The 13,176-nt window shown below is 49.5% G+C and carries 9 protein-coding genes; 5 read left to right on the top strand and 4 right to left on the bottom strand.

Annotation, left to right across the window (positions count from 1 at the left end):
• Positions 1-46 precede the first annotated feature (46 nt).
• Positions 47-1,081, bottom strand: a complete 1,035-nt coding sequence (gene bamC, locus HMPREF0201_RS15075; protein ID WP_016537599.1) for an outer membrane protein assembly factor BamC — start codon at positions 1,079-1,081, stop codon at positions 47-49.
• A 16-nt stretch (positions 1,082-1,097) separates the two neighbouring features.
• Positions 1,098-1,976 (bottom strand): 4-hydroxy-tetrahydrodipicolinate synthase, encoded by an 879-nt coding sequence (gene dapA, locus HMPREF0201_RS15080; RefSeq protein ID WP_016537600.1) that lies wholly within the window; start codon positions 1,974-1,976, stop codon positions 1,098-1,100.
• Between the two features lie 146 nt (positions 1,977-2,122).
• On the opposite strand from dapA, the gene HMPREF0201_RS15085 reads away from it, so the two are divergent.
• Both HMPREF0201_RS15085 and bcp read left to right on the top strand, forming a co-directional pair.
• Positions 2,123-2,677, top strand: coding sequence for a glycine cleavage system transcriptional repressor (locus HMPREF0201_RS15085; RefSeq protein ID WP_039898557.1), 555 nt, complete (start codon positions 2,123-2,125; stop codon positions 2,675-2,677).
• Between the two features lie 15 nt (positions 2,678-2,692).
• Complete coding sequence (bcp, locus tag HMPREF0201_RS15090; RefSeq protein WP_016537602.1) at positions 2,693-3,163, top strand: thioredoxin-dependent thiol peroxidase; 471 nt, start codon at positions 2,693-2,695, stop codon at positions 3,161-3,163.
• Positions 3,164-3,213: 50 nt separating this feature from the next.
• Here the strand turns inward: bcp and HMPREF0201_RS15095 are convergent, their stop codons facing one another.
• Positions 3,214-4,290 carry an AI-2E family transporter gene (locus HMPREF0201_RS15095; protein WP_016537603.1) on the bottom strand — a complete coding sequence of 359 codons (1,077 nt, stop codon included), beginning with the start codon at positions 4,288-4,290 and terminating at the stop codon, positions 3,214-3,216.
• 205 nt (positions 4,291-4,495) lie between these two features.
• Here HMPREF0201_RS15095 and bepA point away from each other — a divergent pair, with 205 nt between their 5' ends.
• Positions 4,496-5,959, top strand: a complete 1,464-nt coding sequence (bepA, locus tag HMPREF0201_RS15100) for a beta-barrel assembly-enhancing protease (RefSeq protein ID WP_016537604.1) — start codon at positions 4,496-4,498, stop codon at positions 5,957-5,959.
• Positions 5,960-5,971: 12 nt separating this feature from the next.
• A complete protein-coding gene (arsC, locus tag HMPREF0201_RS15105; RefSeq protein ID WP_016537605.1) occupies positions 5,972-6,328 on the top strand; it encodes an arsenate reductase (glutaredoxin) in 357 nt (118 codons plus the stop codon).
• Between the two features lie 33 nt (positions 6,329-6,361).
• Here the strand turns inward: arsC and opgB are convergent, their stop codons facing one another.
• On the bottom strand, positions 6,362-8,650 hold the full coding sequence (gene opgB / locus HMPREF0201_RS15110; RefSeq protein WP_016537606.1) for a phosphatidylglycerol--membrane-oligosaccharide glycerophosphotransferase: 2,289 nt from the start codon (positions 8,648-8,650) through the stop codon (positions 6,362-6,364).
• A 548-nt stretch (positions 8,651-9,198) separates the two neighbouring features.
• On the opposite strand from opgB, the gene HMPREF0201_RS15115 reads away from it, so the two are divergent.
• Positions 9,199-13,023 (top strand): dermonecrotic toxin domain-containing protein, encoded by a 3,825-nt coding sequence (locus HMPREF0201_RS15115; protein ID WP_147293945.1) that lies wholly within the window; start codon positions 9,199-9,201, stop codon positions 13,021-13,023.
• Positions 13,024-13,176: the final 153 nt, after the last annotated feature.

Here is a 13,176-nt window from a genome sequence, read left to right on the forward strand (position 1 = left end):
ACATAGGCTTAAATAACAAGGGCCGGAATTATCCGGCCCCTGAGTATTACTTGCTGAATGCTGCCTGGAAGACGGCTACCAGAGCATCATTCTGAGACTGCGTTAGCGTGTGCCCTTTCGGGTCGATGAACTGCAGGCTACTGCGGTTATCGAGGTCGCCGACCTGCAGCTTATAGTCGCCGCTCACGAGGCCCGGGTCTTTTGCACCCAGCTCGCTCCACGCACTGTCGGAAAGCGGTTTGTAGGTCACCGCGATATTGCCCTGAGAACGGGTAGTATCGGTGGCTTTCATGCCCACTTTTTCCAACGCGGCCGGCAGACGGTTCCACACGACGTTAAACGGCGCACGAACCACCAGCATTGGCAGGCCGGTATCATCCGCGGCGCTCTGCACGTCGAGCTGTGCGGAGCTGCGATTGTCCTGCGTGTTCTGGCGAGCCGTTTCCGACTTGTCGAGGCCCGCGCTGATGACGTTCAGCATCTGCGCGCTGTAGCGCTGCATGGATGCGGCATCGGCAATTGGCTTATCGCCCTGCTCCAGATTCAGCAGCTTAACCACAACCGCCTGCTGGTAGTTCTGAGGCTGCACGGTAATCTGGTAGCGGCCACGATACTGCACGTCTTCGTCAGCACGGTTCCACTGTACCCAGTCGGTAGTCAGGGTCTGGCCAGCGTCGTCGCGCTTCGCAATCGTGTAGTTCTGAGACTGAATAATGCTGACAACCTGGTTCCACAGGCCGCTGGCTTTATTCCCTTCAACCAGCAGAGACGCGGTATCGCCGGTAAACTGAGTACGCGCCCCGTTGACCAGAGCCAGAGCCTGAGCCGGTGGGCGAATATCCAGCTGCTTACCTACAGCACCGCTGCCGTTAGTGACCGGAATGTTGTAGTCGCCATTCTGTATCGGCAGGATCATCCCGGCCGGAGAGTGGATTTCCGCAAGTGGGGTTGCATCCAGGTAGGACTCATCGCCGCTAACCTGACGCTTGTAACGCTGATCGGAACTGCACGCCGCTAACAACATGGCGAGCGAAACAACAGCAACTTTTGCCACCGTCGACTTCTGTACTGAGTAAGCCATCAAATCTCCCTAAGCTTTACAGCAAACCGGCATGCTTAAGCGCGCTGATAATCACCGGGCGACTTTCGTCGGTCAGCGGCGTCATCGGCAGACGTAAGGTATCGGTTGCCACAAGACCCAACTCCCTGGCGGCCCATTTCACCGGGATAGGGTTGGGTTCTACAAATAATTTATGGTGCAGCGGCATCAGACGCTGGTTAATTTCGCGAGCCTGTGCAAATTGCCCTGAGGTAGCCAGTTTACACATTTCCGCCATCTCACGCGCGGCTACGTTTGCGGTAACCGAAATTACCCCGTGGCCGCCGAGCTGAATGAAGTCCAGCGCGCTGGCGTCATCGCCGCTCACCAGGATGAAGTCATCTTCAACCAGCTCTTTGATCTGGTTTACGCGACTTAAGTTCCCGGTGGCTTCTTTGATACCGATAATATTTTTAATTTTCGCCAGGCGGCCAACGGTTTCCGGCAGCATGTCGCAGCCGGTGCGCGACGGCACGTTGTAAAGCATCTGCGGCAGGTCGGTGCTTTCAGCAATCGCTTTGAAGTGCTGGTACAGGCCTTCCTGGGTAGGACGATTGTAATAAGGGGTGACCGTCAGGCAGCCAACAATTCCACTGTTGTGGAGGTGTTTGGTCAGGGAAATAGCTTCAGAGGTGGCGTTCGCTCCGGTGCCGGCAATAATCGGGATACGCCCGTCAGCCAGTTCCACCGTGAGCTTCACTACGTCGACGTGCTCGTCGTGGCTTAAGGTAGCCGATTCACCGGTAGTTCCTACCGATACAATCGCCGACGTTCCGCTGGCGACATGGTAATCAATCAGTTTTTTCAGGCTGGACCGGCAGACACTACCTTTCTCATCCATCGGCGTAATTAGCGCGACAACACTTCCCGTAAACATTAGCCACCCTCTTTGCAAACATGTTCTCCAATGTTACGTTTGGTGCCATAGCAAAAGCAAGCCGCCAGAAGGTGCTAAGCGGTTGGCAGCATACTTTTTTTATGCTTTCCTAATGTCAATCTCACCGATTCACAGGAAGAACGCGCTTGGCACCCTCATCACGTCATTATTTGGTTATCACAGCCCTGGGGGCGGACCGCCCTGGTATCGTCAATACCATTACCCGCCACGTCAGCAGCTGCGGCTGTAATATCGAAGACAGCCGCCTCGCGATGCTGGGTGAAGAGTTCACCTTCATTATGCTGCTCTCCGGCAGTTGGAACGCGATAACCCTGATTGAGTCCACCCTGCCGCTTAAGGGCGCGGAGCTTGATCTGTTAATTGTGATGAAGCGCACAACGGCTCAGGAAAGACCGGCGATGCCCGCCACCGTCTGGGTGCAGGTTGAAGTCGCCGACTCTCCACATCTGATTGAGCGTTTTACCCACCTGTTCGATACCCATCAGATGAACATTGCAGAGCTGGTTTCCCGCACGAAACCCGCAGAAAATGACGTTGGGCCGCGGCTGTATATTCAAATAACCGCCCACAGCCCAGGCTCCCAGGATGCAACAATTATTGAGCAAGCTTTTAAAGCCCTATGTACAGAATTGAAAGCAGAAGGCACTATTAGCGTGGTTAACCCACAGCAAGACGATTAAAGACGGAGAGTAGCGATGAGCCCACTGAAAGCCGGTGATATTGCACCGAAATTTAGCTTGCCCGATCAGGACGGCGAACAAGTAAATTTAACCGACTTCCAGGGACAGCGAGTTCTGGTTTATTTCTATCCTAAAGCGATGACACCAGGCTGCACCGTGCAGGCATGTGGTTTGCGCGACAACATGGATGAGTTGAAAAAGCGCGGCGTGGAAGTGCTGGGAATCAGCACCGACAAGCCGGAAAAACTTTCCCGTTTTGCCGAGAAAGAGCTGCTTAACTTCACCCTGCTTTCTGATGAAGACCACCAGGTCTGCGACCAGTTTGGCGTGTGGGGCGAGAAATCCTTTATGGGCAAAACCTATGACGGCATTCACCGCATTAGCTTCCTGCTGGACGGCGAAGGCAAGGTTGAGAAGGTGTTTGACGATTTCAAAACCAGCAACCACCACGACATCGTGCTGGGCTGGGTGAACGAAAACGCCTGACCCGAGAATAAATAAAAAAGCCGACTTAACCGTCGGCTTTTTTGTGGCTGTTATTTATCTCCGACGCCGTCGTCGATAAGCGTCGCATCCGGCCAGGCATGTACCACAGCCTTAATCAGCGTTGCCAGCGGGATGGCGAAAAACACGCCCCAGAACCCCCACAGCCCGCCGAAGATAACCACCGAGAGAATAATCACCAGCGGGTGAAGGTTCACCGCCTCGGAGAACAACACCGGCACCAGCAGGTTACCGTCCAGCGCCTGAATAATCAGGTACACGCCGAACAGCGTCCAAAATTCGGTGCCGAGGCCAAACTGGAACAGCGCCACACAAACCACCGGGATAGTGACCACAAATGCGCCGATATACGGAATAAGCACCGAAAGGCCGACAAGCACCGCCAGCAGCAGCGAATAGTTAAGTCCGAAGACGATAAATCCGATATAGGTCGCCACGCCAACCACGATCATTTCCAGCACTTTGCCGCGAATATAGTTGGTGATTTGCTGGTTCATTTCCAGCCAGACCTGCCCGGCGAGGCCACGATTACGCGGCAAAATGCGGCGCACGGCATTCAGCATTTGCTCTTTGTCCTTCACCAGGAAGAACACCATCAGCGGCACCAGGATTAAATAAATGGCGAGGGTCAGCAGCCCAACCAGCGACGCCAGCGAGAATTTCACCACCTGGTCGCCCATGCCGGACAGACGCCCACGCATGTTCTCCGCCATGGCATCAATAATGCCCGCATCCACCAGCGCCGGGTAACGCTTAGGAAGCGTGGCGGCAAAGTCGGACAGCTTATTGAGCATGCCCGGCATGTCGCGAATCAGGTAGATGCCCTGCTGCCAGGCTACGGGAGCAACCACCAGCACCATCAGCAGCAGAATGCCGACAAATAGCACCAGCACGATAGTTGTTGCCCAGGTGCGAGAGCAGCCCACCCGCTCAAGGCGAACGGTCGGCCACTCCAGCAGGTAGGCCAGCACGATGGCGACCAGCAGAGGCGCCAGCAGGCCGTGAAGGAAGAACAGGATGCAAAAACCCGCCACCAGAATAACCAGCAGGGCAATAGCCTCCGGATCGCTGAAACGACGGCGATACCACTGCAACAACATGTCGAGCATACATCCCTTCCGTGAAACTTTTGTACGAGGCCGAATTGTATCTAAATGTCACCGCAAAGACTTCGCTTTTTACGGCGCATTACAAACTGCTTATTCACTAAATAAAATGTTCGCAGCTTCAACGCCCTACAGTACACTTCTTTATGCGAACAAACTGGTATTCATCGTGTCAAAATCTGGACGACGACTAAACGGGACAGTAGTTATGGTTAGGCAGTTGAAAAAGACCCTGATTGCAACACTTATGGCGGCGCTGCTGGCAGGCGGCTCGCTTCCGGCACGGGCGGATGTTACCGATCAACTGCCCGATATGGGGACGTCGGCAGGCAGCACGCTGTCCATCGGCCAGGAGATGCAGATGGGCGATTTCTACGTCCGTCAGCTGCGCGGCAGCGCACCGTTAATTAACGATCCCTTGCTGACCCAATATATTAATTCCCTCGGCATGCGGCTGGTTAGCCATGCCGACTCGGTAAAAACTCCGTTCCACTTCTTTTTAATCAATAACGACGAGATTAACGCCTTCGCCTTCTTCGGCGGAAACGTGGTCCTGCACTCGGCGCTGTTCCGCTATGCCGATACCGAAAGCCAGCTGGCTTCAGTTATGGCGCACGAAATTTCCCACGTTACCCAGCGCCACCTCGCGCGCGCGATGGAAGACCAGAAGAAAAACGCTCCGCTGACCTGGGTTGGCGCTCTGGGCTCTATTCTGCTGGCGATGGCCAGCCCGCAGGCCGGGATGGCGGCGCTTTCCGGCACGCTGGCTGGCTCGCAGCAGGGGATGATCAGTTTCACCCAGCAAAACGAGCAGGAAGCAGACCGCATCGGGATCCAGGTGCTTCAACGTTCTGGTTTTGATCCACAGGCGATGCCCGGCTTCCTGGAAAAATTACTCGACCAGGCTCGTTATTCTTCTCGCCCGCCGGAAATTCTGCTGACCCACCCGCTGCCGGAAAGCCGCCTTGCGGACGCCCGCAACCGCGCCAACCAAATGCGCCCGGTTGTTGTGCAGTCCTCAGAAAATTTCTACATGGCAAAAGCCCGCGCGCTGGGGATGTATAACTCCGGGCGCAACCAGCTCTCCACCGATATGCTGGATACCTGGTCAAAAGGCAACGTGCGTGAGCAAAGCGCAGCCCAGTACGGTCGAGCGCTGCTGGCCCTACAGGCCAGTAAGTACGATGAGGCGAGGAAGGCTCTACAGCCGCTGCTTAGCGCCCAGCCGACTAATCCGTGGTATCTCGATCTCGCTACCGATATCGACCTCGGCCAGCACAAGGCCAACGATGCCATTAACCGCCTGAAAAACGCGCCGGATCTGAAAAATAACCCGGTGCTACAGCTCAACCTGTCCAACGCTTACCTTGAAGGCGGCCAGCCTGCCGCCGCGGTAACCCTGCTCAACCGCTATACCTTCGCTCATGCCGACGATACCAACGGCTGGGATCTGCTGGCTCAGGCTCAGGGAGCGCTGGGTAATCGCGACCAGGAGCTGGCCGCCAGGGCGGAAGTCATGGCATTAAACGGGCGGCTCGATCAGGCTATTTCCCTGCTCAGCAGCGCCAGTTCGCAGGTCAAGCTGGGCAGCCTGCAACAGGCGCGTTATGACGCCCGCATCGATCAGCTGCGCCAGCTACAGCAGCGTTTTAAACCTTATATGAAGATGTAAACAGGAGTCTCTATGTCCACGAAGGTCGAAATCTACCACAACCCGCGCTGTTCCAAGAGCCGCGAAACGCTGAACCTGCTGAAGGAAAATGGCGTTGAGCCGGAAATGGTGCTTTACCTGGAAACCCCGCCGGATGCAGCAACCGTCAAGTCGCTGCTGGCAAAATTAGGCTTCACCAGCGCGCGTGAACTAATGCGCCGCAAAGAAGATCTCTACAAAGAACTGAAGCTTGATGACCAGAGCCTCGGGGAAGATGCGCTAATAAACGCCATGATTGAGCACCCGAAGCTTATCGAACGCCCTATCGTGCTGGCCAACGGAAAAGCTCGCATTGGCCGCCCGCCCGAGCAGGTTCTGGAAATCCTCTGACCTGCCCGCCCGTTCTCTTCCCGGGGAGCGGGATTATTCACTTATCGGCACAATCTTCAATTCAGCCAGCCCCACCCCGAGCTTGCGCGGCTCATGGCCAAGAATATTTCCCTCGTTCGACAACTGCGGCTTCGGCGGCTCAATCGTTAGCACGTTGCTGCCTTCGGGGTTTTCAAAACGCAGCGTGACGGTAGAAAGCTGATCCCCAAATGTGATCGTCTGTTCCTGTTCTCCGACTTTGATCGATACCGGCTCACCCACGTTCGGGCCAAAAGCTTTGGCGATCAGCACCAGATCAAACTTCTCTGGCAGCGGTTCAAGGTAGTCAATTTTCACCTGCGGTGCGGTATTGGCGTTCGACCAGCGCCCCCAGGCCTCCGGGCGGGAAACTCCGCTGAACTGCTTCACGGTTTGCGGCGCTCCGGCCACGTTGAAAATAAAGCTATCGGCCTGGTAACGGATGTCTTTTTCATCGGCTTTCAGCTGTGAGACGTTGCGTTTAAACCGCGCGTTATCGAGCTTTTGTTCGGCAAACTGCACGTTATATTCATCAAGCGGATTTCCCGCCAGCCGCACCGTCGGCTCGCCGCCGAGCTGCCCCTGCGCCACGCAAAGCTCATTTGAAAGCGCAAGCTCCGGCGCCCACAGGCGAGCCATTTTGTAGCAGCGGTCGGCCCAGATAAACCGGTCATCGCTTTTAAAATCAGCCAGCTGGTAGCGCAGAGGCGCAGAATATTCACTCTCCGGCAGCGGCTCGATTTTGCCCTTACCAATTTTCAGCAGCAGCGGCAGCTTAAAGTGCGCCCCGGAATAGCTGAAGGTATTTTTCTTCTGGTCTATGCCGTAGCGGCTGATGGTTTTGGGGAAATTCCACAGGTCGATAACGTCCGGCTTCCACTCAACAACCTTCTCTTTAAGGTTAGTGAAAACCATCGACAGCGACTCACCAGACAGGCTGCTGCGGCCCAGCCCGATATAGTTTCCGCCACCGAGGATATCCAGCACGGTCGCGCCGTTATCCATGGTGTTGCGTTTCACCGCCTTAAGCCCGGCCTGCGGCCGATCGCCGCGGATCACAAAGAACAGGTTCTGCCTGTCCTGCTTTGTCAGGTATTTATAAGCGGTGTTGTTCATCGCAAGGTGGTCAGAAGAAACCACAATCACCGTATTGCGGAAATAAGGCGAGGCTTTGATTTTTTCAATCAGCGCGGCAATGTGCTGCTGGCTACACGCCACCGCGCCAAATGAGCGATTGTCTTTGCCTTCGTAGATATAGTCGCGCCGGGTACAGGTTTTCGATATAAATCCGTCCGGGTGATGGGTGTCTACCGTCAGGGTAAACAGGGAGAAACGCTTGCCGGCCTTCGACAGCTCGATGAACTTTTCATAAGCCTCTTCCAGCACGGTATCATCGTAAAAGCCCCAGTTATTACGATAGTTCGGGTCGGCCACCATTCCCTTCAGTTCCTGAGCGCCATACATATGCTCAAAGCCGTGAGATTGCAGGAAGATGTCTTTACCGGCAAAGCGCAGGTCAGCCCCCTGAATAAAGTAGTTTTGGTAGCCGGAGGCTTTCAGGATATCGCCAAGACAGATGTTCTTCGGGAAGAAGCTCGACATTGAAGCCGACGAGTTACCTTCAAACGGGGCAAACAGCGGGATCCCGCACTGCGAAGCGACAATCCCGGCGATGGTGTAATCCATGCCCGGCATCTGGCCGGTATGGCTGAAATCCAGTGAATCGCTTTTCAGAGCATTTAGCTCCGGCGCAAGCCCCGGAAACTGCTGCTCGTCAAAATAAGTACGCTCAAGGCTTTCGCCGTAGATATAAACCAGGTTCAGCTTCGGATTTTTGATGTTGCCTTCCGGCACTTTGTACCACGCGGCAAAATCGGAATCCCCGCTGCGGGTCTGGGATTTAATCAGCGAAACTACCTGCTGGTAAGCCGGTGTGGTTTTAATCGAGAGTAGAGCCAGTACGAGCGCCAGCACGCTATAGCCGAGATGATGAGGCCGATTTTTACGCCGCAGAACCCACGTCAGGCCACCAAACATCGCCACCAGCGCGGCGGCAATGCCAAGCCCGGGCAGAACATATTTGCCAACGCCTGCCCCGGTCATGCTGCTGGTCAGGGTATAGAGCACCGCATCGTTAATGCCTTCGCCGGTAAAATAGTTACTCGCCAGCAGCGTAACGTTAAGCACGATAAACAGACCGAGCATCACCAGAATGGCCGTCAGCCACCAGATGTTTCGCCCAGCCTTCGCCGCGTACACGGCAATCGCCGCTATAAATAGCCCAACAGAAAGCAATTCCGACAACGCCAGTACCTCAAAAACCCCGCCGTGCGGCGCGGTTTCATGACTCAGGAAGATAAGAACCCGCCAATTTAGCGTCGTTGCAACGCCGCTGCAATTCCCCCGTAATCAAATTGTGCATCGCTTTGGATTTCTCGCCACTTATGTGCATTTTAAGACAAAAACCCTTTAATAGTTTCCAGCTATTACAATCATCGCCACTACAACGGAGCGGGGAATTGACCTGTTTAGCCGTTAGATGCTGTAATTTCACCGCTGTTATAATTTTTTAAAGTGGAATTGTAACGCGCAACGTCGGCCCCCTTCCCGCAACGAAGGGGGCCAATAAAAAACCATCTCGCCCTATCAATTACAACATCCAGAAGTTATTGCTCAATAATCACCAAAAATAACAATTCATTGAAATCATTTTCTTCTTCAACTCTTCGCTAGTTATCATTAAGCGTTTCCTGCAAGAAAGACTCGTCCCATACAAATAATCTGCTGACCTCTGAAATAAAAAATAAATTTATCTTCAGGGCAACTCATTCATTATTTTCGGGAATATAGTCATGCCAAATATATCAATCCCTTATCAACAGCATCGCCGGGCTACGGGAAGCCACACCATGCAACAAGATAAATACCAGCCTACTCAACAGTCTCAGGATGAAAGAATCAAAAAACAGGCGTACCGGCCAGGTTTACATTCGGGTAATCACAACAGACAAAATACTGCTCATGCGATGGTTAATCTTCTTGCGGTACTGAGTACGGTGCGAAATCATCATATTGGGCCAGCCGTAACACCTGCGAGGGCGGAAGATATTTCGAGAGAAAACCGTACGCGCCAAGCCAATTCTCCCCAAACCCGACCAGAAGTGAACAAGGTGTTTTTGGTGCCAGAAAATAAGGTTAACCCGCCAGCCTCCATAAACTACTCCCCCCCACAAAAACCACCCCTGGACATCCCTTCCCGGCCTCCGGGAATATGGAATAAAATGACCAATGGAATACAACAGATAACCGATTATATTGCCCCCTACGATATTTTAAAATTCCCGATGGCTAACGCAGACTCTGTTACCCCATCAGCTGCCCAGCAAAGTCTACCTGATCTATTTGACAATATAACCGAAAACATTATCAACATTCATGACGATTTCATCAGCAGTGGGGATAAAAAAATATCTCAATACTATGAAGATACATCATCGACAAAAAACAGAATCAAAAATCTTGTTTCAAAACACATAAAAAAAACAATCCCTAAATTTAAAAACATAAATATAGATCCAACGACAACTTACCTGCTGTGCCTCAACGGGGACTATATACTTGTAGAGGATAAATTATTTCCGCGAAGGTCTTTCCTGGATAAGATAGCGGATCAACATATCGTTAAATTATCTCCTGCCAAAATAAATACAACCCTTACCAACTGGCTACTTAACTCAAAAGACAACCCATTTGACTGGAAAGAATCTCGTATAGATATAGATTGTGGAATTTATAATATTAGTAAAATAAACCAGAAACATTTCATTAAGAAAGACGAATTAAATATCCTGGCATCCGATGTCGTCACTATTTTTTCTGACTTTGATATCTCATCTTTTGCCCAGGATCAGCTGCTCCCTTCATTAGAAAACAAAGAGGCATTTATCAAAAGACGTTTCATTGACTTTGTTGTTGGTCTGGAAAATAGCATGATCGATAACAATTTTGTTAAAGATGCATTACAGGGAATAGGCAAGCTACCGGGAAAAGATGTGACCCTATCACCATTCGCCATCAACAGTTATGAAGCTTCAAATGCTTTTATATTCAAGAATCATAAAAATGGCCGTATAACACTTTACTTCCCTAACAATATCGTTAAATTTATCGGTCTACCGAACGACTCGGCAATGAAGCGCTGGGTAATGAATTTTTGCAAAACAAGAAACGGAAGGGAGCAATTAGCATCACATTTCAGCTTAATCATCCGCCAGGATGGTAAATTTTATTATGGCATTGACAGCTGGCTTATATATTTTGGAAAAAACAATGATTACGGCAATGCAATTGCAAGAGGAAAACCAATTAACAAGAATAAATTCTTCCATGAATATCACAATAGAATATTAAAGAAAATAAAATCAGATCTTCATATAATAGATTTATCACCAAGTGTGTATAAGACAGGATTATGGGAAAATTTACTCTATGATTTAAATTTGATCCCCAACCCTGTCACACCATTTATTTCATTTTCTTTTAACCTTGTACGCGCTCTGAATGCCGACAGTTACCAGGAGAAAATATCCGAATACAAAAAACTGCGTGATAATGCTATTAACATATTATGCATGAGTTTGCTCAGCGAAATGCTGGAGGCAGAAGAACTCCTGGGTTACGCATTCATTAACCGGGTACGACTTTTTCTGGCTGATGACGATGAACTCTTAGCAACAGTCAGCCTGAAAGAATCAGAAAAAACTTTATTCCGGGAGACGAACGCTCTTTCTTCTCCTCTTTCCGATCCATTGACCAGTAAAAATATTAACTTCTATAGTTTTCATAAAACCAGAATACCTAACTTTAATGAGAATTATTTTATTGAGGATGAAGCATATCAATATCTGATCAAAAATGGAAAACCCAGCCAATCCCACCCCAAAATTAATGTAGGGCAAGGAGTTTTCATTGATAATAACTTTAATATGATATTCTCTACAGGTGATAATAATTTCAACATCCTACACATTGATAGTGAGGGAACGGTTGAAATAGAGAATCTTAAAAAGAGTGAAAAGTCCGTAACAAAACTCTACCCTCACAATGACAAATACCTGCTAATTAGAGAAAAGAATAACGATGAATTCCTCACCACTATTCCGCTAACTGTATGTGCCGAGAAAAAATCACCAACACAAAAATCAAGATGCAGTCAATTAAAGATAACGTCATCTCTTGACCAGCTATTAAAAAAAGAAATCAAAAACAGAAATACCAGCAGCAAAACCATATTAACTAAAGACATGCATCCTCTTCCTGATGAGAAGTACCCAAACATCTATCGCAACCAGAAAAATGGAAAATATTACTTCCTTCATGAAGGGCATTTCTTTAATGCTGAATGGATAGCTGCCGCAAATAAAAAAAACCCAACAAATAAAGAAGCCCTTAAACTTTATAAAAGTCCATTACTTTCTGGAAAAAAAGATAAACTAGCCATCGTGACATTGATAGAGAAAAAAAATGACAAAGATACCGAGATCATCCTTAGCCTTCCTGAGGAGTATCTGGCAAGCACCGTAAATGTTCCTCGGGCATCGATAGACAACTATTTCGAAAATGAAGATCTTGTTTCACTCGGCCATGCAAATAAAATTCATACTGCTGTCGAAGCTGTTTTAAAATCTGGCGTATATAACATCCCCGATATAGAACTCCGTATTACACCCAAGATAAGTCTTTCACCGGATATTATCAGAGCAGAGCTATATCCAAAAAGATATTCAAAAGCAACGGAAAATATTATCCAATCAATTTCGCTCTCAGAAATAAATGAGGATTCTTTTTCATATCTTTACGCTGCAAAATGGAAAGTATCAAGTATCATTAACCATATTAAAAACAACGTGTTTGAACTCGTTATAAACAGGCTTGAGACGTCTGACAAGAAAGTAACCGATTATATCTCCAGCACATTCAAAACAGACAGCACATTGTTTATTCATAGCTTCTCCGCAGCCCTCGCCCAGCGCATTGAATTTATCAGAGAGAATTTAAAATCAGACAAAATAATTTTATCCTATATCAATAAAACCCCATCAAAAACCTTTAAACAGCTCTCACTCAAAGAGGATCCATATGGGCCGCCGATATTAGATTATACAGATTGTTTAACCGGTACGGTTGCATTCACGCCTACCGATGGCAGCAGAAACTTTGTCATAAACTCCGACAAACTGCATTATATGAACGGGGACCATGGAATTTATCATTATGTTGAAGAGGGCAAGCACGCTCCTGATTTGGTTAACATCCTTGTGCATGAAGCTTCGCACTTTGGCGGAATGGCACTTGATATAGCCTACAACCCGTTGCATCAAGGGCAGTATTTAGAAGCATCGAAATCAATCAGCCACATGATAGATAAAATAAAAAATGGAGAGATAAAGAGAGACGAAAGGCTTAATTTTGAGAAATTAAATCTTAACTACTTTAAAAGTATCGCAGTTTATAAGCCTTTAATGCAGGAACTGGCCGACAACCAGGCGCTGGATTATCTTCTCAGAAACGATCCGGGTTATTTAGCTACAGTTATGCTCAATAACGCTGATAGCATTGCTCTTTTAGTGCGTGACATTTACGCGCTGTTCACCAAAAAAACCTCCGCCGCGGGCTAATACCGCACACTTGATATCACACTCTCCTGTACCAGCCGGTACAGGAGAGTGGTTCGGGAATTCCTCGTCAATTCACCTGCACAATATCATCTTGTTAGGTAATGCCTCTTGATTCGATAAAACCTACCCATTAGAGCCTGAACCAAAACTTCG

Source organism: Cedecea davisae DSM 4568 (genome assembly GCF_000412335.2).
GTDB classification, from domain to species: Bacteria; Pseudomonadota; Gammaproteobacteria; order Enterobacterales; family Enterobacteriaceae; genus Cedecea; species Cedecea davisae.

Bases quoted from the DNA above. Each gene is read 5' to 3' on its own strand.
- HMPREF0201_RS15115 (WP_147293945.1), top strand. From the start codon at position 9,199: ATGCCAAATATATCAATCCCTTATCAACAGCATCGCCGGGCTACGGGA.
- bcp (WP_016537602.1), top strand. From the start codon at position 2,693: ATGAGCCCACTGAAAGCCGGTGATATTGCACCGAAATTTAGCTTGCCC.
- arsC (WP_016537605.1), top strand. From the start codon at position 5,972: ATGTCCACGAAGGTCGAAATCTACCACAACCCGCGCTGTTCCAAGAGC.
- bepA (WP_016537604.1), top strand. From the start codon at position 4,496: ATGGTTAGGCAGTTGAAAAAGACCCTGATTGCAACACTTATGGCGGCG.
- HMPREF0201_RS15095 (WP_016537603.1), bottom strand. From the start codon at position 4,290: ATGCTCGACATGTTGTTGCAGTGGTATCGCCGTCGTTTCAGCGATCCG.
- dapA (WP_016537600.1), bottom strand. From the start codon at position 1,976: ATGTTTACGGGAAGTGTTGTCGCGCTAATTACGCCGATGGATGAGAAA.
- bamC (WP_016537599.1), bottom strand. From the start codon at position 1,081: ATGGCTTACTCAGTACAGAAGTCGACGGTGGCAAAAGTTGCTGTTGTT.